18 protein-coding genes are annotated in these 23,804 nt (G+C 63.8%); 9 read left to right on the forward strand and 9 right to left on the reverse strand.

Going from position 1 to position 23,804, the window contains the following annotated elements; genetic code table 11:
• Positions 1-72 precede the first annotated feature (72 nt).
• Complete coding sequence (gene ilvA, locus BJP62_RS12250) at positions 73-1,596, forward strand: threonine ammonia-lyase, biosynthetic (RefSeq protein WP_070529969.1); 1,524 nt, start codon at positions 73-75, stop codon at positions 1,594-1,596.
• Between the two features lie 298 nt (positions 1,597-1,894).
• Here ilvA and fabI read toward each other — a convergent pair whose 3' ends face one another.
• Complete coding sequence (gene fabI / locus BJP62_RS12255; RefSeq protein WP_070529971.1) at positions 1,895-2,659, reverse strand: enoyl-ACP reductase FabI; 765 nt, start codon at positions 2,657-2,659, stop codon at positions 1,895-1,897.
• Positions 2,656-5,100, reverse strand: a complete 2,445-nt coding sequence (locus tag BJP62_RS12260) for a DUF3141 domain-containing protein (RefSeq protein WP_070529973.1) — start codon at positions 5,098-5,100, stop codon at positions 2,656-2,658. The genes fabI and BJP62_RS12260 overlap by 4 nt, the downstream gene beginning before the upstream one ends.
• A gap of 167 nt (positions 5,101-5,267) precedes the next feature.
• On the opposite strand from BJP62_RS12260, the gene metH reads away from it, so the two are divergent.
• Positions 5,268-9,065, forward strand: coding sequence for a methionine synthase (gene metH / locus BJP62_RS12265; protein ID WP_070529975.1), 3,798 nt, complete (start codon positions 5,268-5,270; stop codon positions 9,063-9,065).
• Between the two features lie 114 nt (positions 9,066-9,179).
• Here metH and BJP62_RS18485 read toward each other — a convergent pair whose 3' ends face one another.
• Together BJP62_RS18485 and BJP62_RS18105 are read right to left on the reverse strand one after the other, a co-directional pair.
• Positions 9,180-10,661 carry a hypothetical protein gene (locus BJP62_RS18485; RefSeq protein WP_145927197.1) on the reverse strand — a complete coding sequence of 494 codons (1,482 nt, stop codon included), beginning with the start codon at positions 10,659-10,661 and terminating at the stop codon, positions 9,180-9,182.
• Positions 10,662-10,747: 86 nt separating this feature from the next.
• Positions 10,748-11,494, reverse strand: coding sequence for an SIR2 family protein (locus tag BJP62_RS18105; RefSeq protein ID WP_083300895.1), 747 nt, complete (start codon positions 11,492-11,494; stop codon positions 10,748-10,750).
• A 582-nt stretch (positions 11,495-12,076) separates the two neighbouring features.
• Between BJP62_RS18105 and BJP62_RS18490 the strand changes: the two genes are divergently transcribed.
• Both BJP62_RS18490 and BJP62_RS12270 read left to right on the forward strand, forming a co-directional pair.
• A complete protein-coding gene (locus tag BJP62_RS18490; protein WP_145927198.1) occupies positions 12,077-12,250 on the forward strand; it encodes a YhfG family protein in 174 nt (57 codons plus the stop codon).
• Between the two features lie 64 nt (positions 12,251-12,314).
• Entirely contained in the window at positions 12,315-12,839 is a 525-nt protein-coding gene (locus BJP62_RS12270; protein WP_205700894.1) for a Fic family protein, read from the forward strand.
• Positions 12,840-12,955: 116 nt separating this feature from the next.
• Here the strand turns inward: BJP62_RS12270 and BJP62_RS12275 are convergent, their stop codons facing one another.
• Positions 12,956-13,693: a sporulation protein gene (locus BJP62_RS12275; RefSeq protein WP_070529977.1), complete on the reverse strand. Its 738-nt coding sequence runs from the start codon at positions 13,691-13,693 to the stop codon at positions 12,956-12,958.
• Positions 13,694-14,094: 401 nt separating this feature from the next.
• Between BJP62_RS12275 and BJP62_RS12280 the strand changes: the two genes are divergently transcribed.
• Complete coding sequence (locus BJP62_RS12280; protein WP_070529979.1) at positions 14,095-15,297, forward strand: glycoside hydrolase family 18 protein; 1,203 nt, start codon at positions 14,095-14,097, stop codon at positions 15,295-15,297.
• Positions 15,298-15,330: 33 nt separating this feature from the next.
• On the opposite strand, the gene BJP62_RS12285 is transcribed toward BJP62_RS12280, so the two are convergent.
• Positions 15,331-16,518 carry a GGDEF domain-containing protein gene (locus BJP62_RS12285; RefSeq protein ID WP_070529980.1) on the reverse strand — a complete coding sequence of 396 codons (1,188 nt, stop codon included), beginning with the start codon at positions 16,516-16,518 and terminating at the stop codon, positions 15,331-15,333.
• A gap of 441 nt (positions 16,519-16,959) precedes the next feature.
• On the opposite strand from BJP62_RS12285, the gene BJP62_RS12290 reads away from it, so the two are divergent.
• Entirely contained in the window at positions 16,960-17,298 is a 339-nt protein-coding gene (locus tag BJP62_RS12290) for a hypothetical protein (protein ID WP_070529982.1), read from the forward strand.
• Between the two features lie 51 nt (positions 17,299-17,349).
• Here BJP62_RS12290 and BJP62_RS19250 read toward each other — a convergent pair whose 3' ends face one another.
• Together BJP62_RS19250 and BJP62_RS12300 are read right to left on the reverse strand one after the other, a co-directional pair.
• On the reverse strand, positions 17,350-18,681 hold the full coding sequence (locus BJP62_RS19250) for a PAS domain-containing methyl-accepting chemotaxis protein (RefSeq protein WP_070529984.1): 1,332 nt from the start codon (positions 18,679-18,681) through the stop codon (positions 17,350-17,352).
• A gap of 169 nt (positions 18,682-18,850) precedes the next feature.
• Positions 18,851-19,759 carry a pseudouridine synthase gene (locus BJP62_RS12300; protein WP_070529986.1) on the reverse strand — a complete coding sequence of 303 codons (909 nt, stop codon included), beginning with the start codon at positions 19,757-19,759 and terminating at the stop codon, positions 18,851-18,853.
• A gap of 118 nt (positions 19,760-19,877) precedes the next feature.
• Between BJP62_RS12300 and BJP62_RS12305 the strand changes: the two genes are divergently transcribed.
• The 3 genes from BJP62_RS12305 (at position 19,878) to BJP62_RS12315 (ending at position 21,624) form a co-directional block, all read left to right on the forward strand.
• On the forward strand, positions 19,878-20,534 hold the full coding sequence (locus tag BJP62_RS12305; protein ID WP_070529988.1) for a DsbA family oxidoreductase: 657 nt from the start codon (positions 19,878-19,880) through the stop codon (positions 20,532-20,534).
• 46 nt (positions 20,535-20,580) lie between these two features.
• Positions 20,581-20,964: a DUF1289 domain-containing protein gene (locus BJP62_RS12310; RefSeq protein WP_070532687.1), complete on the forward strand. Its 384-nt coding sequence runs from the start codon at positions 20,581-20,583 to the stop codon at positions 20,962-20,964.
• Positions 20,965-21,075: 111 nt separating this feature from the next.
• Positions 21,076-21,624 carry a hypothetical protein gene (locus BJP62_RS12315; RefSeq protein ID WP_205700895.1) on the forward strand — a complete coding sequence of 183 codons (549 nt, stop codon included), beginning with the start codon at positions 21,076-21,078 and terminating at the stop codon, positions 21,622-21,624.
• Between the two features lie 58 nt (positions 21,625-21,682).
• Here BJP62_RS12315 and BJP62_RS12320 read toward each other — a convergent pair whose 3' ends face one another.
• Complete coding sequence (locus BJP62_RS12320) at positions 21,683-23,533, reverse strand: ABC transporter ATP-binding protein (protein WP_070529992.1); 1,851 nt, start codon at positions 23,531-23,533, stop codon at positions 21,683-21,685.
• Positions 23,534-23,804 lie beyond the last annotated feature (271 nt).

The following is a 23,804-nucleotide window of genomic DNA, read 5'->3' on the forward strand; positions in this document are numbered from 1 at the left end:
GCGATTGACGCTGGCCTGAACCGGCCATCCCCGCTACAGTAGTTTCCCGTACTTGCCCGCAAAGAACCCGCCATGACCCAGCCGCAGAATCAGTACCTTGAACGCATCCTCACCGCCCGTGTGTATGACGCGGCGATTGAAACCCCGCTGGAACTCGCGCCCAACCTGTCCCGCCGCATCGGCAACCAGGTGCTGCTCAAGCGCGAGGACATGCAGCCGGTGTTCAGCTTCAAGATTCGCGGCGCATACAACAAGATGGTGCGGCTCTCGCGCAGCGAGCTCGACCGCGGCGTGATCGCCGCGTCGGCCGGCAACCACGCGCAGGGCGTTGCGCTGTCGGCGCAGAAGCTCGGCTGTCGCGCAACCATCGTCATGCCGGCGACAACGCCGCGGATCAAGGTCGACGCGGTAACGCGGCGCGGCGCCGAGGCGGTGCTGGTCGGCGATTCGTACTCGGACTGCTACATCCACGCGATGAAGCTGGTCGAGGAGAGCGGCGCGACCTTCATCCACCCCTTCGACGATCCGGACGTCATCGCCGGGCAGGGCACCTGCGGCATGGAAATCATGATGCAGCACCCGGATCCGCTCGACGCGGTGTTCATTCCGGTCGGCGGCGGCGGGCTGATCGCCGGGGTGGCGGCCTACATCAAGCGGCTGCGGCCCGAAGTGAAGATCATCGGCGTCGAACCGACCGATGCCAATGCGATGTACCTGTCGCTCAAGCTCGGCGAACGCGTCAACCTGCCGCAGGTCGGTATCTTCGCCGACGGCGTTGCGGTCAAGCAGGTCGGCGAGGAAACCTTCCGGCTGTGCCGGGAGTTCGTCGACGACGTGATCCTCGTCGATACCGACGCGATGTGCGCGGCGATCAAGGACGTGTTCGAGGACACGCGTTCGATCCTCGAGCCGGCCGGCGCGCTGGCGGTTGCCGGCGCCAAGGCATGGGCGGCGCGCGAAAAGGTCGAAGGCAAGACCCTGGTCGCGATCGCGTCGGGCGCGAACATGAATTTCGACCGGCTGCGTTACGTCGCCGAACAGGCCGAACTCGGCGAAGGCCGCGAAGCGGTGATCGCCGTCACCGTGCCCGAAAAGCCGGGCGCGTTCCGGCAGTTCTGCAGCCTGATCGGCGCGCGCAACGTCACCGAGTTCAACTACCGCTACGGCGACGACACGCAGGCGCACGTGTTCGTCGGCCTGTCGATCCAGAACCGCTCCGAGGTCACCGAGCTGATCGAGAAGCTCGTCGCGAACGGCCTGCCGGCGACCGACCTGACCGACAACGAACTCGCCAAGCTGCACGTCCGCCATCTGGTCGGCGGCCATGCGCCGCAGGTGAAGAACGAGCGGCTGCTGCGCTTCGAATTCCCCGAGCGCCCGGGTGCGCTGCTGGGCTTCCTCGAGAGCATGAGCGTCGGCTGGAACATCAGCCTGTTCCACTACCGCAACCACGGCGCCGACTACGGCCGCATCCTCGTCGGCATCCAGGTGCCGCAGGAGGACGACACCGAATTCGCCGCCTTCCTCGACAAGCTCGGCTACCCGTACTGGATCGAGACCGACAACGAGGCGTACAAGCTCTTCCTCGCCGCCTGACGCGCAAGCCCGGGCTATTTGTGCCGGGCCAGCGCCTGATGCGGGTGCCGCTGGATCACCAGACCGAAATACTTGGTCATGGTGGGCTTGGGCGACGGAGACGGCGACGGTTTCGGCGGCCTCGGGCGTTCGGGGGGCATGTAGACCATGACGGTGCTCCAGTAAAAAAGAGCGGCAGGGTTACCCTGTCGCTCTTTTTATATCGCTTTGCGCACTCGGCGGGGCGGCCGATCGACCGACAGGCTGCCGGACGGACCGAGGCGCACCGGCGCGGTGGGAAAACGCATGACGACAGCGCCTAAGAGACGATGTTGATCCCGCCGTCGACGTAGAACACCGAACCGGTGATGCGTTTGGCGCCGTCCTCGCACAGGAAGGCCGTGGCTTCGCCGACGTCGTCGATGTCGATCAGCTCGCGCAGCGGCGCGTGCTGGATCGAGTTCTCGATCAGCAGGCCGAACTCGCGGATGCCGCTGGCGGCGCGCGTCTGCACCGGCCCCGGCGAGACCGCGTGGACGCGGATCTTCTTCGGACCGAGTTCGTTGGCGAGGTAGCGCGCGGTGCTTTCGAGCGCGGCCTTCACCGGCCCCATCACGCCGTAGTTCGGCACGACCTTCTCGGCGCCGTAGTAGCTCATCGTGATCAGCGTGCCGCCGTCCTTCATCAGCGGCTCGGCGCGGTGGGCGATCCGCACGAAGGAATGGCAGGAGATGTCCATCGCCTGCATGAAGCCTTCTCGGCTGGTGTCGACGACGCGGCCGTGCAGATCGTCCTTCTGCGCGAACGCGATCGAATGCAGCGCGATGTCGAGCTTGCCGAACTTGTCGCCGATCGCCGCGAACGTCGCATCGAGCGACGCATCGTCGCTGACGTCGCACTTGAGCACCAGCGCCGGATCGAGGTCCGGCAGCAGCGGCTTGACGAAGTCGAGCGTCCGGTCGTTGACATAGGTGACCACCAGTTCGGCACCGCGCGCCTTCAGCGAGCGTGCGACGCCATAGGCGATCGAGTTTTCGTTGGCGATGCCGGTGATCAGGGCAATGCGGCCTTCAAGCGTCTTCATTCCTTGTCCTTGTCGGTGGTGGCCGTCTTGGCGGCCGGGCGGCGGCGGGCCGGTTTGGCGGTGGTCTCGGCGGCCGGCGTGGTGGTGGCCGGCTTGGCCGGAGCGCGGCGGGTCACGGTCCGGGCGGGTTTGGTTGCCGCTGTCGCCGCCGATGCGCTTGCCTCGGCGGCTTCGGCCGCGGCTACGGCTACGGCCGTGGGCGCTGCCGACGGCCATTCGGCCTTCGGGCGCTCCGGCAGGACCTCGGCGCGCAGTTCGGCCAGATTGCCCAGCGCTTCGTCTGCCCCCGGAATCACGTGGATCAGCGCATCGAAATGCTCGAACGCGGTGACCAGCGCCTGGTGGCTGTCGAACAGCCGCGGCAGCGTCTTGCGTGCCTCGGCCGGGAAGCGCCAGACCAGCAGCGACTGCTCGCGGATCCGCGCGTGACGTTCGGCCGGGTCCAGCGCGGCCAGCGTGCGCTCCTGCACCAGCCATTCATACGCGGCGCTGCGGCGTTCGACCTTGACCGACGACAGACCTTGGGTGATCAGGATCGCCAGCCGGATCATGCCGTCGGCGTTGTCTCCCACGGGCAGTCTGGCGAGCAGCGCCGCGTCGTCGAATTCGGGTTCGGACTGGCCGTCCTTCCTCAGGTAGTCGGGGATGTTCTCGACGCCGATGCCGGCGAGGCCGAGCAGCCCGTAGGTGTTGAAGAAGCTCAGCTCGCTGGTCGCGTCGCGCAGGTCGCGGTACAGGTCGAGCGACGTTGCCAGCTGCTGCGAGGCCCAGCGCTCGAGCGGCCGCAGCGCCGGATCGCGCGGCGTACGGTGTTCGCGCACCATTTCGGCGACGCCGGCGTTGAGCCTGGCGAGCGGGTTGTAGCTCGACCAGCCCCAGTGCTGGACGCGCAGCGGATGCAACTGGCGGCCGATTTCGGCGGCGTCCTCGGTCACCAGCGGCGCGAGCCACGGCCGGACCAGCGTCGAGTAGATCGACGTGCCGAGCGCCGAGACGGCTTCGACCGCGGCAAACGGTGCCTCGTCATGGCGCTCGAACTTCTGCAGGCCGCGAAGCTCTTCGACTTCGCGCTCGATCAGCTCGGCCTCGTAGCGCGGCTTGCCGTCGTCGCCGGTCAGCGTGTCGATCTTCAGTTGGTACAGGCCTGGCGACAGCGTCTCGATCACGTGCAGGAGCTCGACGATCTTGGCGTGCTCCTTCTGGGCGATCTTGGCCGAGACGAAGATGCCGAGGTGGCCGGTGGTCTTGTGCTCGAGGCCGACGATGACCTGGCCCGACGCTTTCAGCGCCGCGGTGCTCGGATAGAGGTCGAGAACCCAGTTGAACGCCTGCTGCGGTGGCGTGATGTTGTCGCCCATCGACGCGAACACGACGACCGGCGCGCGCAGCTGGCGCAGGTCGAACGCGCCCTTCTGGCCGAGGGCCTTGCCTTCGGTGAGGTTGTTGCCGACGAAGAGGTTTTCGACGATCCAGCGGATTTCTTCCTCGTTCATCAGGAAGTAGCCGCCCCACCAGCGCTCGAACTCGAGGAAGCGCGGCGGCTCGGTATCGATCTGGTCGTACAGGTGGTAGTTCTTCGTCACCAGCGTATTGGCCGGATCGAGATTCTCGAAATTGTCGACGAGGTAGGCGCCGTCGAACTTGCCGCCGCCGAGGTCGGACGCCAGCAGCGCGGTCCACGCGCCGCCGAGGTTGCCGCCGGCGTAGCGCATCGGGTTGCCGCCGTCGTTGCCGGCCCAGTACGACACCGGCGCGCCGTTCATCACCAGCGCGCCGACGAGTTCGGGGTTCTGCGCGGCGACGAGCATCGCGGCCCAGCCGCCCTGGCAGTTGCCGACCAGCGCCGGCTTGGGTGAATCCGGATGACGGCGGATCACTTCGCGCAGGAAGTCGGCCTCGGCCGCGGTGACGTCGTCCAGCGTCTGGCCGGGCTGCGGTTCGGGGAAGAACAGGCAGAAGTACACCGGGCTGCCGGCACGCATGGCCATGCCGACTTCGGAGTCGTCCTTGAAGCCGCCGATGCCGGGGCCGTGGCCGGCGCGCGGGTCGATGATCACGTAGGGGCGGGCTGCCGGGTTGATCTCGATGCCTGCCGGCGGGGTGATCGCCGCCAGCGCGTAGTTGACCGGGCGCTTGAACTCCCGGCCGTCGACGACGATCTCGTAGTCGAAATGCAGCAGCGGCGGCTTGCCGGCCTTGGCGTGCTCGAGATAGTTGTCGCCGCGCTGGCGCAGCGTGTCCCAGAACAGCGTCTGGCGCTCGAACGTGTCGGTCAGGTAGTCGACCGCGGCGAAGAACGGGTTGGCCGTGAACGGTAGTTGCGGCAGCGTCTGGGCGTGGGCAAAGCGGGTCAGTGCGTCGCGCAGGCGGCGCTGCCAGATCAGTCCGAGGCGGACGGGCAGCGTGGTGGCGGTGGCGAGGCGCTCGGAAGAACTCATCATTCGTTGTGTCTCCTTGGTCGCAAATACCGTTATGGCAAGCCCTTTCTCGAGCTGCAAGGCGGATTGTTGCACTGCAATGTGACATCCGGGTAGCGCCTTGTGCGGAAAGGGCCGGAGGCGATGTGGTAAAATTGCCGGTTTTCGCCGTCGAATCAACCGGATAAGCCATGAGCATCGCCGCCACCCGCACCCAGACCCTGCAAGCCTTGTTGCGCGAGCGCATCCTGATGCTCGATGGCGGCATGGGGACGATGATCCAGCAGTACCGGCTCGACGAGGTCGCTTACCGTGGCGAGCGCTTTGCCGACTGGCCGTCCGACCTGAAGGGCAACAACGACCTGCTGGTGCTGACGCAGCCGCAGATCATTGCGGAAATCCACCAGCAGTACCTCGATGCCGGCGCCGACATCATCGAGACCAACAGCTTCAACGCCACGTCGATGGCGATGGCCGATTACGAGATGCAAAGCCTGGTGTGGGAGCTGAACCACGCCGCCGCCAAGCTCGTCAAAGAGCTGTGCGTGGCCGAAACGGCGAAGAACCCGGCCAAGCCGCGCTTCTGCGCCGGCATCCTCGGCCCGACCAGCCGCACCGCGTCGATCAGCCCGGACGTCAACGACCCGGGCTTCCGCAACGTGACCTTCGACGAGCTGGTCGACGCGTATCTGGAGTCGATCGACGGGCTGGTCACCGGCGGCGCCGACATCCTGATGGTCGAAACGATCTTCGACACGCTGAACGCCAAGGCGGCGGTGTTCGCGATCAAGAAGTACTTTGCCGACCGGCCCGATATCGAGGAACTGCCGGTGATGATCTCCGGCACCATCACCGACCAGAGCGGCCGCACGCTGACCGGCCAGACGACCGAGGCGTTCTACAACTCGCTGCACCATGCCGACGCGATTTCGTTCGGCCTGAACTGCGCGCTCGGCCCGGACCTGCTGCGCCCGTACGTCGAGGAGATGAGCCGGATTTCGGACACTTTCGTCTCGGTGCACGCCAATGCTGGCCTGCCGAACCCGCTGGCGCCGACCGGCTACGACCTGCTGCCCGAAGACATGGCGCCGCAGGTGCGCGAATGGGCCGAATCGGGCCTCGTCAACATCATCGGCGGCTGCTGCGGCACCACGCCGGCGCACATCAGGGCGATCTACGACGCAGTGAAAGACCTGCCGCCGCGCAAGCTGCCCGAGATCACGCCGAAGTGCCGGCTCTCGGGGCTCGAGCCGTTCAACATCGGCGATGCCGACCTGTTCGTGAACGTCGGCGAGCGCACCAACGTCACCGGTTCGAAGGCGTTCGCGCGGCTGATCCTCAACGGTGACTATCCGGCGGCGCTTGAAGTCGCGCGCCAGCAGGTCGAGAACGGCGCGCAGGTCATCGACATCAACATGGACGAGGGCATGCTCGATGCCCACAAGGCCATGGTCACTTTCCTGAACCTGATCGCTGCCGAGCCGGACATTTCGCGCGTGCCGATCATGATCGACTCGTCGAAGTGGGACGTGATCGAAGCCGGCCTCAAATGCGTGCAGGGCAAGTGCATCGTCAACTCGATCTCGATGAAGGAAGGCGTAGCCAAGTTCATCGAGCAGGCGAAGCTCTTGAAGATGTACGGCGCGGCCGTGATCGTGATGGCGTTCGACGAAGTCGGCCAGGCCGATACCTACGCCCGCAAGGTCGAGATCTGCGAGAAGAGCTACCGCATCCTCGTCGACGAGGTCGGCTTCGATCCGGCCGACATCATCTTCGACCCGAACATCTTCGCCGTTGCCACCGGCATCGAGGAACACGCGCGCTACGGCCTCGACTTCATCGAAGCAACCGGCTGGATTCGCCAGAACCTGCCGCACGCCAAGATTTCCGGCGGCGTGTCCAACGTGTCGTTCAGCTTCCGCGGCAACAACAAGGTGCGCGAGGCGATCCACGCGGTCTTCCTCTACCACGCCATCAAGCAGGGCATGACGATGGGCATCGTCAACGCCGGCGCGCTGGAAAACTACGACGAAGTCCCGGCCGCGCTGCGCGATGCGATCGAGGACGTGGTGCTCGACCGTGGCGAAGATAGCTTGGCGACGACCGAGGCGCTGATCGCGCTGGCCGAAGCGTTCAAGGGCGATGCGACGCAGAAGTCCGGCGAAGACCTCAGCTGGCGGACGCTGCCGCTGCAGGAGCGCATCACCCATTCGCTGGTGAAGGGCATCACCACCTACATCGTCGAGGACGCCGAGGAAGCGCGCCTCTCGGTCGAGCGGCCGATCCACGTGATCGAAGGCCACCTAATGAACGGCATGAACGTCGTTGGCGACCTGTTCGGTGCCGGCAAGATGTTCCTGCCGCAGGTGGTGAAGTCCGCCCGGGTGATGAAGGCCGCCGTCGCCCACCTCGAGCCGTTCATCGAGGAAGAAAAAATCCGCATGGGCCTCGCCGACGCGCCGGCCAAGGGCAAGATCGTCATGGCGACGGTGAAGGGCGACGTTCACGACATCGGCAAGAACATCGTCGGCGTGGTGCTGCGCTGCAACAACTATCAGGTCACCGACCTCGGCGTGATGGTGCCGGCACAGAAGATCCTCGATACCGCGAAGGAAGTCGGCGCCGACATCATCGGCCTCTCAGGCCTGATCACGCCGTCGCTGGAGGAAATGGCCCACGTCGCCAAGGAAATGCAGCGCCAGGGCTTCGATCTGCCGCTGCTGATCGGCGGCGCGACCACGTCCAAGGTGCACACCGCGGTGAAGATCGAGCCGGGCTATCAGGCCGGGCAGGTCATCTACGTACCGGATGCGAGCCGCGCTGTCGGCGTGTGCTCCAGCTTGCTGAGCGATGAGCTGAAGCCCGACTTCGTCGCCAAGGTGAACGCCGAGTACGAGAACATCCGTACCATCCACGCCAACAAGGACCGCACCAAGTTCCTCAAGATCGACGACGCGCGCGCCAACGGCTTCGCCCCGGCGACCGGCTTCGACTGGGCCGGCTACACGCCGCCGAAACCGAAGAAGCTCGGCGTGCTGAAGTTCGAAAACGTGCCGCTGGAAGACATCGAGCCCTACATCGACTGGAGCCCGTTCTTCAACGCGTGGGAGCTGTTCGGCAAATACCCGAAGATTCTGCAGGACGAAGTCGTCGGCGAATCGGCGCGCGCGCTGTTTGCCGACGCGCAGGCCATGCTCAAGGATCTGGTCGCGCAGAAGTGGATTTCCGCCAACGGCGTCGTCGGCCTTTTCCCGGCCAACAGCATCGATGAAGACATCGAAATCTATTCACCCGAAACCGGCGCGACGCTGATGACCTGGCACAACCTGCGTCAGCAGAACATCAAGGCCGCCGGCAAGCCGAACTGGTGCCTGGCCGACTTCATTGCTCCGAAACAACCTTCCCCTCCCCTCGGGGGGGAGGGGCCAGGGGCGGGGGCGAAACGTTGTGCCGAAGAGCCGGCGGCCCCCTACCACGACTACATCGGCGCGTTCGCCGTCACCGGCGGCATCGGCATCGACCCGCACGTGAAGGCATTCGAAGACGCCAACGACGACTACAGCGCCATCATGGTGAAAGCACTGGCCGACCGCTTCGCCGAAGGCTTTGCCGAATACATGCACGAAAAGGTGCGCAAGGAGCTGTGGGGCTACGCTGCCGATGAGGCGCTAACGGTGGACGAGCTGACCGACGAAGTCTACACCGGCATCCGCCCGGCCCCCGGCTACCCGGCCTGCCCGGACCACACCGCCAAGACCGGGCTGTTCGAACTGCTGAACGCCCCCGGTATCGGCATGACGCTGACCGAAGGCTACGCCATGCTGCCGACCGCAGCGGTGAGCGGCTTCTACCTCAGCCACCCGCAATCGCAGTACTTTGCCGTCGGCAAGGTGAACAAGGATCAGGTCGAGGAATATGCGCAGCGGCGCGGGGTGAGTGTTGAGCAGGCGGAGCGGGATTTGGCGCCTGTGTTGGGGTATGCGGCATAGCCGAAAAAATACAGGGGCATCGGAAGGATGCCCCTGTATTTTTTGCAGGAAGTGACTTTAAGACACTTCAAGCATGCAGCGGGGATCCGAAGTGGAAAGCTCCATTCATGACAATTAATTATTCATAAAGGTAATTAGCATCGCAACGTCATCCCGTCGTTTTTCAAGTGCCTTTTGTGAAATTGCAAGCGCATTGATTGATTCATGTATGGCGTTATCCTTCCTTTTGTAACGCTTTACAATATCTCTGACGTGTGCTGAGTTGTTGTCGAAATTATTAATTGACTCTATGTACATATCCAACATCTCAAACAATACGTCTTCGCTGGGTTGTTCAACGTATAGTCGACTATAAAGCTGGGCCAAGGTCAAAGTAGCGCTAAAGTAAGTCTTGTTTCGCTTTTTAGCGTTGTCATTTTTCACCTTTACCGCATAAGCAACGCCGTTCCTTAAGCCGTTCGCCCCACGGCTAATCATTAGCTCAGATTTTGCCATTTGAAGCCAGTAGTGACTTCGGGAGCCATATATATCAGCCAAATTCTTATAAACCTCACGAAAGAAACTGGCTCGCCCTTTTTTGTCCCAAGAAAATAAGTTGTTTAGTAAATCAAAATTGATCAGTTCATCAGCTGCATCATAGATATGTGCTTGATGTAGTTGCCGAACAACATCTGCGACAATTTTTGCCGCTTCATCATGCTTTTCTTGAGCGTAATCACTCAATACACGAACCAGCCATTGATTAGAATTGCAAACCAAAACACTTTCGCCATTATGCCTCTCCATATCAAATAGTTTGGAGCTGTTTTCTACAAAGCTATGCAAGTTAAACCCATGGTCAAATATGGATTTGATATGGATATTTTCAGCTTTAGAGAAAGCGCCGAGTATAGTTAATGCCTTATAGTGTGATGGTGTCAAATGGAGATCAAAAGTTCTCGAACTAAATTGCGCTCTGTGTGCCTGATAAGTTTTGTACGCGTAATTAAGAAAGGTGTCGCCTTTTTCTGGCAAAGCAACCCCAGCCATATTTAGCGATTCCGTTACGGAACGGTACTCCCTGTCGTTCAACCGAGGCTCGATTTCTAATTCAACCCACTGAACGTCAGACGACATTGCAAACTCGTTGTAGATTGCACTCTCGTAAGAATTTCTAGCAATAATAAACTTATTGCTTCCGCCGTACTTAATTAAGTCACCAATAATGTTAGCCCGAAGATAGTTTGAGTCAAATATGAACAATGAATTTGAAACCCCACGTACCAAGTCAATTGGGCGTGAATTTAATGGCTGCTGAGACGAAAAATAGTGACTCTGGTAATTTTTAATTCTTTCTAGGCATTGAATCAATGCCGTTGTTTTTCCGGAAAATCGTCGTCCACACAGAATCACAAATTGATTGTTTGTTATTTGTCTTTCAATGGAATCTACCACCGTCCGCACGGAGCAAAACTCAGGCCACCTAGCCTCCTCGGAATTGGTCTTGGGGTTTTTCTGAATTACGGGGCCGCCGTTGATTATATATTCAATGATATCAAGGGTCGCACCACCGGCCGGGCTTCTAATAACTTCCAGGTCTTCAAATTTGCTTTCCACAGAAACATCTTTTAAAGTGCCAAGCAGCCAATCATATATTTGATCATACTCATCGAAGTATATTACGTTGCCAACGCCATAGTTCTTTAGATTTTTTTTTCTGCAAAATCTGGTTTACCCTTCTTGATGAATATGGATTTAGAAAACACCATAGGTTGCGGTATTTGCATTAAATCCAGTTCTTCATCCAGGCTGCAGCCGATAAAAACAAACGCGGTTGACTCTGCTATGGCTTGAATATAATGAAGAAGCGATTTATTCGTATGAATGCTGTCAGCATAAGAGCGCCAGGTGAATATTATTTTTGTGTCTTCATAATGTGCGTATTCGTTTGCGCAGCCATGTAACTTGATTATGCACTTCGAACTTTTTACTCTCTCCAGAGATATTTTCTTGTTTGGCGTTATCAAATGGTATCCATCAGTCGCAGACTCAATTGCATCATCGATATTCAAGGATACAATGCTAGGCCAGTCGAGATTTAGCAGTTGGCGTTTTACTGAGTTGATTTTAACGCCACAAAATGTATTGATCAGGTAATTTCTGCGTGCGCACCCGTCAATAACATCGTCGTCCTCAAAAAAATCAAATATACCCTTCAAGCTCCTAGTGTTACTTAGGATTGAATCCTTGTCTGACTCGCTAATGTTCTTTGATTTTTTAATCTCCCTTCTCAATTCGTCCAGGAGCATTTTTCCGTCTGGGACAGTGCCACGCTTAGCTTTTTCTCCTTTCGTCAATCCCGTCCCAAAGAACGGAATAAGCTGAGAGTGCCTATAGTTGGAGACAAGCAATTCTTTAGCTTTGGATTCGTTGAAATAGAAAATATTCATAGTTGTTATTTGGTGAATGGTTGGTTGTACTGCGGTATGCCGGATCAACACTGCTGAAATGGCAGATTGTCGCTTCGCTCCGAATCCGCCTTACGTAGGGTGGATTCGGCGAAGCCAATCCACCGTGGCGCGGTGGTCGATCGGGCTGTGTCATGTCCATCTGCATACTACCGTTGCTGATTGAGTGTGTCAGTAATGCGTCGGTTATGTCCAAATATGGACTCAGTTTTATTGAAGGTGGTTCGTATTTCTTCACCGTGACGTTGCTCGAACGTGCCGGAGACTTGCTGGTGCGGGAGGCGAATTCGCTGCGCGAGGCTGTGCGGCAGGCGCAGCGGCTGTATCTGTTCGAGGTCGTCGCGTGGGTGGTGCTGTCCGATCACCTGCATCCGGACCTTGCCGCCGGCGATGGTTTGCGACTACGCCAGTGCCATGCAGTCGCGGGACTTTGCCGGGGGTGTGGCGAGCAGGGATCGGGCGGAGGAATACCCGGAGTGGTGCAGGGTTGGCGGGATGTGTTCGGGCGCCGAATCCGGGCTTTGCGGCGTAGAATACAGGCACGTATCAAGTCAGGAGCCGCCGATGAAAAAGCCGAGTCTTGCCGCCAAACAGGCGCTGGCCGAGCGCACCAAAGTCCGGAACTACCGGGCGAGCCTTGAGCTGGAAGGTATTGCGGCGCCGGTGACCGGCAAGGCGCTGACGCGCGAGCAGCTCATCGCCAGCTACAGCAGTCTGGCCCGGCAAAAGCATGGATAAATACGGCGTGGGTCAGGATGTCTAGTGCTACCCCGGCAGTGATGTCCTGATCAACCGGCTGGGTTTGCGCGAAGCAAGCCTGCTGGCCGCCGCCGAGCGCGATCTGAGCGACCTTGGCGCCGCCGAAATCGGCTTTGCCGAACCTCCTTACGACCTGCCCTATTGGCAGCGCATCCATTACCGACTGTTCGGCGACGTTTACGATTGGGCGGGCGAAATCCGCCGGGTCGATATTGCCAAAGCGGAAACGCGTTTCTGCAATGCGCACCGCATCGTCGCGGAAGCAGGCCGGCTGTTTGCGCAACTGGCGCAGCAGGATCATTTTGTCGGCTTGGCGTTGCCCGAGCTGATCGCGGCCAGCGCCGAGCTGTATGTTGAACTCAATATGTTGCACCCCTTCCGCGAGGGGAACGGCCGCGCCCAGCGCATTCTGTTCGAACACCTGATCATCAATACCGGCCACGTCGTCGACTGGCGCGGTACCGATCGGGAACGGTGGTTGCACGCGAACATCGCCGGCGTCCACGCCGACTACGGGCCAATGCAGCAGGTGTTTGCCCGCTGCATCAAGGAAGCCGCGCTGGATTGACGGCGGCTTCTGCCACGGGCGATGCGTCCGGGCACGGCGCGCCGGATCAACGTTACCGAAATGGCGGACTGTCGCTTTGCGCCGAATGGCCCAAAGCCACGCCGCCCGCCCGACGTCTACGAGAACAGCTCCGCCAACTGCCGCTGCACACTCGCCGTACTCAACCCCGCATGCGGCACGCTGACCACGCGGTAGCTGTCGCCGCGATGGCGGCGGTCGACTTCGATGACGAGGTGGGTGGCGTGGGCGTCGTAGAGGAAGGAGATTTCGACCTCGGCGATGCCGCCGTAGCTCTGCGGGCGGAATTCGAGTTCCTGATAGCAGCCGCTCTGGCTGTTGGCGACGTGGGTGCGCAGGTAGCCGGCTTCGACGTCGGCGCGTACCAGCGCGTAGCCGAGCGCGCCCATGGCGGCAATCACGCACTGCATGGCCTCGGTCGGTTCGACCTGCAGCGGGTCGCGGTCGGAGGCGTCGATGGCGCTGGCGATGGCCAGCCGGGTTTCGATCCACACCTTGGTGCGGTTGTCGCGGCACGGTAGTGCAGTCACCGGGGTTTCGTCGGGCAGCTTGCTGTTGAGCGGGATCGTCATCGTCTCGCCGGCGCGCAGCACGAAGCGCTCGTTCAGCGGCCAGTGCGCCAGCACGTGCGCGGTGGTGTATTCGCCGTTGTCGGTCTCGACCTCGGCTTCGGTGCACAGCACCAGCTGCAGTCCTTCGATGATCTGGTCGACCGCGCCGCCCTTGAGCACAACTTCGCCGAGCAGCATGCCGCCCGGTACGAGCCGGGACCGGACGATGCGGGTATCGACCTGGGCGCCGCCGATGCCGGCAGCGGCTAACAGACTACGAAACATGGACTACTCCTGCGTGGATGGGTGAGGGCCGGCGGTCCGGCAGTGGCGGGGCGGGGTGGTGCTGATCGCCGCTTCGCCTGCATCAGAGTGCGGCGGCGCGCCGCAGTTCCGCGCGGCCGCGCCGGCGCAACCGGCAGGGTGCGGCTTGCCGGGCTGCGGGCCGGCGATGGGCTGGCAGTGCGCGGCCAATACTCCGTTAATCGCCACTGATCGCCGATAAATGGCGATACTTGGCCGAAATTGTCCGGAATTGGCCGGGGTGTTTCCCGGCTTGCCCTGTCGCGGCCCCGTTGCCACCGGCCGATGAATAATGACTTCGTCATTGTCGCCGGCCTTGCACAAGGCTGCGGCCGTGACGGCGGACGTCGTCCGTCTCCATCATTCCGGAGGAGTCAAAAACAATGCAGATTCGCAAACTGGTGCTCGGCTGGCTGCTCGGCGCCACCGCAGTCCTTCCCGCGCTGGCGGGCGCGCACGATCGCGACGACGACGAGCGCGACCGGTCGCGGCTGGAGGTCGCCGCCTACATCCGTACCTGGCCGATGCCCGACGGCCGCCACTGGCGCGCCGACGACATCGACGGCAAGGCGATCACCCAGCTCAACATCGCCTTCGGCGCGCTGCGCAACGGCGGTGAGGTCTATGTGCCCGCCACCGAGCCGGGCACCGGCGCCGACGGCAAGCCGCTGCCGGTGTTCAAGCACCTGTGGCAGGAAGTCGCCAAGCTGCAACGGCGCCACCCGCGGCTGAAGGTCAACCTGTCGATCGGCGGCTACGGCGCCGACGGCTTTTCGCAGATGGCGATGACGGCCGAGGGGCGCAAGCGTTTTGTCGACAGCGCCGTGGCGCTGGTCGAGCGGCACAGGCTGTCGGGGCTCGGCATCGAGTGGCAGTATCCGGTCGGGCCGGACTGGGGCCAGCCGATCGGCAGCGATCCGAAGGACCGCGACAACTACCCGCTGCTGATCGAGGAAACCCGCGCCGCGCTCGACGCGCTGTCAGCGAAAACGCACCGGCGTTACCAGCTGACCAGCGCCGTGCCGGCCGGCCCGTGGTTCGTGCAGAAGAACGACCTGACCCGCGTTGCGCGCAGCGTCGATTACTTCACCGTCACCGCCTACGGTGCGTACGGCAGCTGGACCGCGACCACCGGCCACTTCTCCAACCTGTTCCAGCGCCCCGACGATCCGGGCCACGGCGGCTGGAGTTCGGATCAGGCAATGCGCGTCTACACCGACGCCGGCATCGCGCCGGCCAAGCTCTTGATGGGCGTGCCGTTCTACGGCCCGGTCTGGACCGGCGTCGGCAGCGCGCAGAACGGCCTGTTCCAGAAGGCCAAGGCCGCCGCGCCCGATGCGTCATGGAGCGACATCAAGGCCCATTACCTGAACAGGGACGGCTACGTGCGCTACTGGGACAACGTTGCCCGCTCGCCGTGGCTGTACAACGGCGATACCGTCGTCAGCTACGAGGATCCGCACAGCCTGCGCGAGAAGGTGCGCTATCTGAAGGCGCAACGGCTCGGCGGGCTGACGGTGTGGGAATACGCGCATGATCCGCAGCGCGAACTGCTCGGGGCGATCAACGACGAAATCCGCGACTGAGTACCGCCGGGAGCGGGGCGCTGCCTGCCGGAGTCAGGCCGGCAGCGGCAGTGCCTTCAACTGGTTCCGCCCGGCGCCTTTTGCCGAGTACAGCGCCATGTCCGCGCGGTGGTACGCCTGGGTGAAGCCTTCGCCCGCGTGCAGCGGCGTCAGTCCGCCGCTCAGGCCGATGGCGCTGCCGGGGGTGGGAAGCTGCTTGACCTGCTCGCGCAGCCGGTTGGCGACGAGCTCGGCGGCGGGCAGGTCGCAGTTGTAGAACAGCACGGCGAATTCGTCGCCGCCGAGCCGGCCGACGAGGTCGCCGTCGCGCACGGCGGCGTGGGTGAGCTGGCCGATCTGCCGGAGCAGCGCGTCGCCGGCCTGGTGGCCGTGGTTGTCGTTGATCTGCTTGAAATGGTCGATGTCGAACAGCAGCAGCGTGATCGGGCTGCCGGCGCGGGCGGCATTGGCCTGCAGCAGCGGCACGCTGGATTCGAAGTGGTCGCGGCTGGCCACGCCGGTCAGCCAGTCGGTGTTGGCGCGTTCCTCCAGCCTGGCCTGGGTGGCGAGCAGCTCGGTTTCGATCCGGGTGTGCACCAGCATCAGCGCCGCGCAGGTGCGGCAGAAACCGGCAAAGATCGAGGTGATGTTCAGCAGCGCCAGCGCGGTGTCGTGCTGGATGTCGAAATTGCCGCCGAGCTGCGGGGCGAGCACGATCAGCCGGGCGAGCAGCGCGACGGCCACCAGCAGCACGCTGGCGAGCATCAGGTCGATCGGCAGCCGCATCGCGCCGGCGCGCGGCATGCGCACGACGTAATGCAGCGCAAAGGACACCTGCAGCAGCAGCCCGCCGGAGAACCACATGGCGCGGTCGGCGGTCCCCCATCCGGCCATCAGTCCGGCCAGCCAGCCCAGATAGACGACGGCGGCGAGCCCCCAGCTGCGGAGCAGCGCGCGGCGGGTCTGGTGGCCGAGAAAGGTGCGCAGCCCGGTTTCGATCATCGGCACGCTGAAGATCAGGCAGGTGTTGGCAATGAACAGCATGCCGAAGCCGGGCACCCAGGCGCGGGCGATGGCGGCGAGCTGGCCGGTGGCGACCAGCGCTTCGCACGCGACCCACCAGCCGAAGCCGGGCCCGGTGCGGCGGTTGCGCCAGAACAGCAGCAGTACGCCGGCCATCATGGCGTGGCAGAAGCCGGCGAACAGCAGCGTGGTGGCAACGTCGAGGGTGGCGTGATGCAAGATCAAAAGACAGATTTTTGTAATGTGAACATAAAAAGATACAGCTACTTCGTTCCCTTGTCGTTACGCATGCAGTAGGCAATGCGGCGCTGCCGGTGCATTCATTGCCTTGATTGCGCGATGCATTTTGCATATTTCCGCTTTGATGGCATCGCAGCCTGCGCCGGGGCCGCCGTCAGCTTGGCGTTCTGTGCCGGTCTTGCGGGGCGCGATGCTGACGGCAATGGCGGGCAAGTCAGCTGGCCGACAATGTTGCTTAGGGTTTTTACTTATGCGAAGGCGTTGTGTCGCCGCGACGGATGCAGGCGCCGGTGGCCTGCCGGGGCACGCAAGGGGCCGCGGCCTTTGCCACGCTTGCCCAGCCTGCCCGGCAGGGCAAAGCCGGCAAAGCGTGCCCGGCGCCGCGGTGCGACGATCCGGGCTCTACCAAAGGAGAACACAATGAGCACATTGATCGGAACGTGGGAGCTGGTGTCGGGCGAGTGCATGGAAGGCGACAAGCTGCACGTCTACGACGCCGGGCTGACCTCGCGCAAGGTCATCAACGCGACGCATTTTTCGTTCATCAGCAGCCAGAACGGCGCCTTCTGGGCGGCGGGCAGCGGCGCCTACCGGGTCGAAGGCGATCTGTATACCGAAACGCCCGATATCGGCAGCTATGTGAACGGGCAGGTGCGCGACTACGTGTTCCGCCATCGGGTCGACGGCGACGAGTGGCGCAACGAGCGCTGGGAGAACGGCGTGCGCGCCGAGCTCGAAATCTGGCGTCGCGTCGGCTGAGCGTGCCGGCAGCCAACGCCCCGGGCGGGGCGTGTCGCTGCCGGCCCGATGTCAGCCCCGGGCCTGCTTGAACGCGGCCACGGCCGAGAAGGTGTTGATCACGTCGGCGACCTGCCGGCTGCTGTCGCGGATGCGGTCGATCGCCACGCCGGCGTTGTTCGCATGCTCGACGCCCTGTTCGGCCTGCCTGAGCATCTGGTTGACGCCGGTGATCGCCGAGGTGGTGCCGCCGCGGATCACCTCGATCATCGCCGAGATTTCCGCCGTTGACGCCGAGGTGCGCTCGGCCAGCTTGCGCACCTCGTCGGCGACGACGGCAAAGCCGCGCCCCTGCTCGCCGGCACGCGCGGCCTCGATCGCCGCGTTCAGCGCCAGCAGATTGGTCTGGTCGGCGATTTCCTTGATCGTGTTGACGATCGACGAGATGCTGGCCGACTGGGTGCCGAGGTTCTCGATCAGCTGGGCCGAGTTGCGGGCGCTGTCGGCGATGTGGCGCATTTCCGCCGCGGCGGTCTCGATCACGCCGGCCCCCTGTTGCGAGACCTGGTCGGTCTGCTCGGACAGCCGGTAAGCCTCCTTGATGTGCTCGATATCGCTGCGGATGCCCAGTTCGCGCTCGGTGACGTCGGTGGCGAACTTGATCACCTTGTAGAGCTTGCCGTCGGCGTCGAACATCGGGTTGTACGACGCTTCGAGCCAGATCACCTTGCCCTGCGCGCCGCGGCGCTCGAAATGGCCGGCGATGAACTCGCCCTGGTTGAGCCGGCGCCAGAACTGCATGTACTCGCCGCTGTTGGCGTAGCTCTCTTCGCACAGCACCCGGTGGTGCTTGCCGCGGAGCCAGTCGAGCGGATAGCCGACGGTGCGCACGAGGTTCTCGTTGGCATCGACGATGATGCCTTCCGGCGTGAATTCGATCACCGCCATCGAGCGGTTGAGCGCATTGACCTCGTTCTCCTGCTCCTGCGCCAGCCTGATCCGTTCGCTGATGTCCTGGGCGAACTTGATCACCTTGACCAGTCGCCCGTCCGGGCCGAAGACCGGGTTGTACGACGCCTCGAGCCAGACCGGCTGGCCGCCGTTGCGGACACGCCGGAACTGGCCGGAGACGAACTCGCCGCGCTGCAGCTTCTGCCAGAACGCCGCGTATTCGGCGCTGCCGGCAAGTTGCGCCGAACAGAAGATCCGGTGGTGCTTGCCGACGATCTCGTCGAGCCGGTAGCCGACGGTGGCGAGAAAGTTGGCGTTGGCGTCGACGATGGTGCCGTCTGGGCGGAATTCGATCGTCGCCATCGACTTGCCGAGTGCTTCGAGCACCGAGCGTTGCGTGGTAATGGTTTGCTGCTGTTCGGCCAGTTGCCGCTTGATCGCTTGATTGAACATGCTGTCATCTCCGCCGCGCCTTTTGATTGGAAATCGCCCGGGACATGGATGCGGGTGCCGGCGCGTCGATCTGCGCATCCCACCATCAAGTTAGAGCAGGGGCTTGCAGGCGACAAAGCAGCAAATCATGGCATTGACAGTAAGTTCCTGGTGTGCCGACAGGCGGTATTCAGCCAGAGACGAGCGCAAGCTTGCGCCGGCTTTCGAAGCGGCGCGCCTCGCCGCTGACCGGGTCGGTGAAGGCGATCGAGCGTGCCAGCAGCTGCAGCGGCCGGCTGAAGTCGTCGCCCTTGTCGGGCAGGGGCTGCGGATACCACGGGTCGTCGCGGATCGGGATGCCCAGCGCGTTCAGGTGCGCGCGCAGCTGGTGCTTCTTGCCGGTGGCCGGCTCGAGCCGGTAGCGGCCCCAGCCGCCGCTATGCTCGAGCAGCACGATCCGCGTTTCGCTGTTCGGCTCGCCGTCGACCTCGTGCATGGTGAAGTTTTCCGGGCGCTCGGCCAGCCGGCTGCGGTGGATGCGCGGCAGGGCCAGATCGGCGCGGTGCGGGGCGATAGCCTCGTAGATCTTGCAAATCCGGCGCTCGGCAAACAGCTTCTGGTAGCTGCCGCGGTGCGCGGGCGAGGCGCAGAACAGCATCACGCCGGCGGTTTCGCGGTCGAGCCGGTGCACCGGCGCGAGATCGGGCAGGTCGAGGCTGGCGCGCAGGCGCGTCAGCAGCGTTTCCGTCAGGTGCCGGCCGGCCGGAATGCAGGCGAGAAAGTGCGGCTTGTCGGCGACGACGAGGTGCTCGTCGCGGTAGAGCACCGGCGCGTCGAACGGCACCGGCGTCTCCGCCGGCACTTCGCGGTAGTACCAGATGCGCGTGTACGGCCGGTACGCGCTGGCGAGCGTGAACGGCGTGCCGGCGGCGTCGACCAGCGCACCGCGCTGCAGCCGGTCCAGCCATTGCGCCTCGGGAACATGCGGAAAGCGCGCGATCAGGAACGACAGCAGGTCGGGCCAGTCGCCCGCGGGCAGTTCGAGGAAGCTTGGCGCGATGCCGTCGCGCAGCGGCAGGGGGGCGATTCGTCGGGACATGATGGGGGTGCTCGGACAGCCGCCCAGTGTAAGGCCACGGACGCGGGCTTGCTTGATTCCGCGCCGGCCGGCCGCACCTTGTTCGGATCAGAGACCCCGGCCCGGCAGGACACAGACCATGATCACCACGCTGAAAATCGATTTCGTTTCCGATGTCTCGTGCCCGTGGTGCGCGGTCGGGCTGGCGTCGCTGCTCGAGGCTGCCGGCCAGGTCCGCGACGCCGTGGCGCTGGACCTGCGCTTTCATCCGTTCGAGCTGAACCCGCAGCTCGGCGCCGACGGCCAGGACGTGGCCGAGCACCTGATGCACAAGTACGGCATGGGGCCGGAACAGCTGGCGCAGAACCAGGAGGCGATCCGCGCCCGCGGCGCCGAGCTCGGCTTCACCTTCAATATGGGCGGGCGGCGCATCTACAACACCTTCGACGCGCACCGGCTGCTGCACTGGGCCGGCGAACAGGGCACGGCGCAGCAACTGGCGCTGAAGCGGGCGCTGTTCGCCGCGTACTTCACCGACGGCCGCAATCCGTCCGATGCCGGAACGCTGGTGCAGCTGGCGCAATCGGCCGGGCTCGACGCCGACGAGGCGCGCGACATCCTCGCCGGCGACCGCTACGCCGACGCGGTGCGCAGCGAAGAGGCGTTCTACCAGCAGCAGGGCATTACCGCGGTACCGGCGGTGATCGTCAACGAACAGTACCTGATCTCCGGCGGCCAGCCGCCCGAGGTGTTTGCCAGGGCCTTGCGGCAGATTGCCGGCGGCGACGCTGGCTGACGCGCCGGCGGTACAATCGGCACTTGCCGATCCGCTACCGTCCGTTATGACCGAATACCCCCAGCCGCCGGGCCTGCCCTCACCGTGCGTCGGCCGCTGCGCGCTCGATGCGAGCGGCCGGCACTGCACCGGCTGCCGCCGCACGATAGACGAAATCACCGCGTGGACGACGCTCGACGACGCCGGTAAGGCGGCGGTATGGGCGCGGCTGCGCGGGCTGCAGGCGCCGGCCGCGCGCGCCAAGACCTGTTCGCGCTGCGGTGCCGGTTTCGGCTGCGGCACCGGCGGCGCCAACGGCGGCTGCTGGTGCGCCGACCTGCCACCGGCGATGCCGTGGCCGCCGGCGGACGATTGCCTGTGTCCGGACTGCCTGCGCGCGGCGATCGTCGATCGGGCCGCGCAACTGGGCCGGACGAGCGGTTTGTCCTGACGCGCGGTGTCCGGCGTGTGGCCGGATGGCCGCGACGGTCGTACCGCAATGTCATCGGGATGTCGTCCTCGGGTAAAATGCGCGCCTTACTCAGGGCGCAAGTCGCCGACCATGGACATCCCGATGAAGACACTGCTGGTATCCGGCCTGCTGGCCGCCGCGACGAATGCGTTTGCCGCCGACAAGGCCGTCCTGCTCGAAGTGCCGGTTACCTATCACGCCGATGCGGGCGTGGTGGCCAAGGTGAAGGACGAGTGCAAGCCCGACGAGCAACTGGCGACGCGTGTCGGCGAGGTGATGAAGAAACTGAACCGCGAAGGCAGCGGCACGGTGGCGTCGGCCGCCGAGGCGGGCGATGCATCGGTGCTGCGGCTGCAGATCACCCATGTGCTCGGCGTCGGCGGCGGGGCCTTCAGCGGGCCGAAGGCGATCACGGTGAATGCCGAGCTGCTCGAAGGCGGCAAGGTGGTGCGGCAGACGAAGGTCAATCGCTGGTCGATCGGCGGCGTGTTCGGCGCTTTCAAGGGCACGTGCTCGATTCTCGACCGCAGCGCCGCTGCGATCGGCAAGGATCTGGGGCGCTGGGTACGCGACCCGTCGTACCAGATCAAGGAAGAAGCGGCGCCGAAGGATGCGGAGCAGCAGGCGGCGGCACAGTAAGGCCGCAAAAAAAACGGCGCGTGTGGAACGCGCCGTTTTTTTCGTCTGAGGCGGACGCCTACTGGGCGAGCGCTTCGTCTTCGGCTTCCTCGCCGAGGAAGCCGCCGCTTTGGTGCGCCCACAGCCGTGCGTACAGGCCGCGCTGCGCCAGCAGTTCGGCGTGTGTGCCTTCCTCGACCACCCGGCCCTTGTCGAGCACGATCAGCCGGTCCATCGCCGCGATCGTCGACAGGCGGTGGGCGATGGCGACGACCGTCTTGCCTTCCATCAGCCGGTACAGGCTGGACTGGATCGCCGCTTCGACCTCGGAATCGAGCGCGCTGGTCGCCTCGTCGAGCAGCAGGATCGGCGCGTCCTTGAGCATCACCCGCGCGATCGCGACGCGCTGGCGCTGGCCGCCCGAGAGCTTGACGCCGCGTTCGCCGACGTGGGCGTCATAGCCCTGCCGGCCCTTCGGGTCGGACAGCGTCTGGATGAACTCGTGCGCTTCGGCGCGGCGCGCGGCGGCGATCATGTCGGCGTCGTCGGCGTCGGGCCGGCCGTACAGCAGGTTGTCGCGCACCGAGCGGTGCAGCAGCGAGGTGTCCTGGGTCACCATGCCGATCTGCGCGCGCAGGCTGTCCTGCGTCACCTTGCTGATGTCCTGGCCGTCGATCAGGATGCGCCCGTGCTCGAGGTCGTAGAAGCGCAGCAACAGGTTGACCAGCGTGCTCTTGCCGGCGCCCGATCGGCCGACGAGGCCGACCTTCTCGCCGGGCTTGATCGTCAGGTTCAGCCCGTCGACGACCCGGTTCTTGCCGCCGTAGGCAAAGCCGACATCGTCGAAGCGGACTTCGCCGTGCGGCACGCTCAGCGGCCTGGCGTCGGTGGCGTCGGTAATCGCAACCGGGCGCGACAGCGTGGTGATGCCGTCCTGCACCGTGCCGATCTGCTCGAACAGGCTGGCCATTTCCCACATGATCCAGTGGGCGATGCCGTTGAGCCGCAGCGCCATCGCCGTCGCCGCGGCGACCGCGCCGATGCCGACCTGACCCTTCGTCCACAGCCACAGCGTCATGCCGGCGGTCGCGGCGATCAGCAGCATGTTCAGCATGTGGTTGATGATCTCGAAGCCGCTGACGAGCCGCATCTGCCGGTACGCGGTCTGCATGAACTCCTGCATCGCACTCTTGACGAAGCCGGCCTCGCGCTGCGCATGGCTGAACAGCTTGACCGTGGCGATATTGGTGTAGGCGTCGGTGACGCGGCCGGTCATCAGGCTGCGCGCGTCGGCCTGGGCGCTGGCGGCTTTGCCCAGCCGCGGCACGAAGTACCAGACCGCCAGCATGTACAGCGCCAGCCAGCCGAGGAAGGGCAGCACCAGCAGCCAGTCGAAGGTGCCGACGACGGCGAGCATGGTAATGAAGTAGATCACCACGAAGACGAGGATGTCGGTGACGATCATCACCGTCTCGCGCACCGCCAGCGCCGTCTGCATCACCTTGGCGGCGACGCGGCCGGCGAACTCGTCCTGGTAGAAGCTCATGCTCTGGCCGAGCAGGTGGCGGTGGAAGTTCCAGCGCAGGCGCATCGGGAAGTTGCCCGCCAGCGCCTGGTACTTGCACAGCGCCTGCAGCGCGATCAGCAGCGGGCTGGCGAGCAGGATGGCGCCGAGCAGCCACAGCTTGCCGCCGTGCTGCGTCCACAGCTCGGCGGGCGGCACCTTGCCGAGCCAGTCGACGACCGAGCCCATCATCGAGAACAGCAGCGCCTCGAACGCGCCGATCGCCGCGGTGAGCCCGATCACCAGCGCAATCAGCCCGCGCATGCCGGCGGTGCCGGCCCAGACGAAGGCGAAGAAGCCCCTGGGCGGCTGTGCCGGCGGGGCGTCGGGGTACGGTTGAACCCGTTTTTCAAACCAGTTGAACAAGCGTGCTCCTTGGATCAAGGCAGGAGTCGCCGCCGGCTTGTGGCCGGGGCGACCCGTCTATTGCGAGAGCCTGTTGGCTGGCCATAGGTTACGCGAAACCATGGCCGGGCTTGCAGCCCAACTTGTATCTGACCGGGGGGCGGATGAAATGTTCGTCAATCGGGCAATCCGGGCATAAATTCAGGGTGTTGCACGGCGATTAATACTGAGTTTCCTCAGTGAACCCGGCCCGCCCGGCGCAGTACACTCGCCGGTTCCGTACCTCCTTTCA

The organism is Jeongeupia sp. USM3 (assembly GCF_001808185.1).
GTDB lineage: Bacteria > Pseudomonadota > Gammaproteobacteria > Burkholderiales > Chitinibacteraceae > Jeongeupia.

Coding starts and splice junctions, on each gene's coding strand:
- BJP62_RS12290 (WP_070529982.1), top strand. CDS start 16,960: ATGAGCACATTGATCGGAACGTGGGAGCTGGTGTCGGGCGAGTGCATG.
- BJP62_RS12260 (WP_070529973.1), bottom strand. CDS start 5,100: ATGATGAGTTCTTCCGAGCGCCTCGCCACCGCCACCACGCTGCCCGTC.
- BJP62_RS12280 (WP_070529979.1), top strand. CDS start 14,095: ATGCAGATTCGCAAACTGGTGCTCGGCTGGCTGCTCGGCGCCACCGCA.
- metH (WP_070529975.1), top strand. CDS start 5,268: ATGAGCATCGCCGCCACCCGCACCCAGACCCTGCAAGCCTTGTTGCGC.
- ilvA (WP_070529969.1), top strand. CDS start 73: ATGACCCAGCCGCAGAATCAGTACCTTGAACGCATCCTCACCGCCCGT.
- fabI (WP_070529971.1), bottom strand. CDS start 2,659: ATGAAGACGCTTGAAGGCCGCATTGCCCTGATCACCGGCATCGCCAAC.
- BJP62_RS19250 (WP_070529984.1), bottom strand. CDS start 18,681: ATGTTCAATCAAGCGATCAAGCGGCAACTGGCCGAACAGCAGCAAACC.
- BJP62_RS12305 (WP_070529988.1), top strand. CDS start 19,878: ATGATCACCACGCTGAAAATCGATTTCGTTTCCGATGTCTCGTGCCCG.
- BJP62_RS12310 (WP_070532687.1), top strand. CDS start 20,581: ATGACCGAATACCCCCAGCCGCCGGGCCTGCCCTCACCGTGCGTCGGC.
- BJP62_RS18105 (WP_083300895.1), bottom strand. CDS start 11,494: ATGAATATTTTCTATTTCAACGAATCCAAAGCTAAAGAATTGCTTGTC.
- BJP62_RS12315 (WP_205700895.1), top strand. CDS start 21,076: ATGGACATCCCGATGAAGACACTGCTGGTATCCGGCCTGCTGGCCGCC.
- BJP62_RS12275 (WP_070529977.1), bottom strand. CDS start 13,693: ATGTTTCGTAGTCTGTTAGCCGCTGCCGGCATCGGCGGCGCCCAGGTC.
- BJP62_RS18490 (WP_145927198.1), top strand. CDS start 12,077: ATGAAAAAGCCGAGTCTTGCCGCCAAACAGGCGCTGGCCGAGCGCACC.
- BJP62_RS12300 (WP_070529986.1), bottom strand. CDS start 19,759: ATGTCCCGACGAATCGCCCCCCTGCCGCTGCGCGACGGCATCGCGCCA.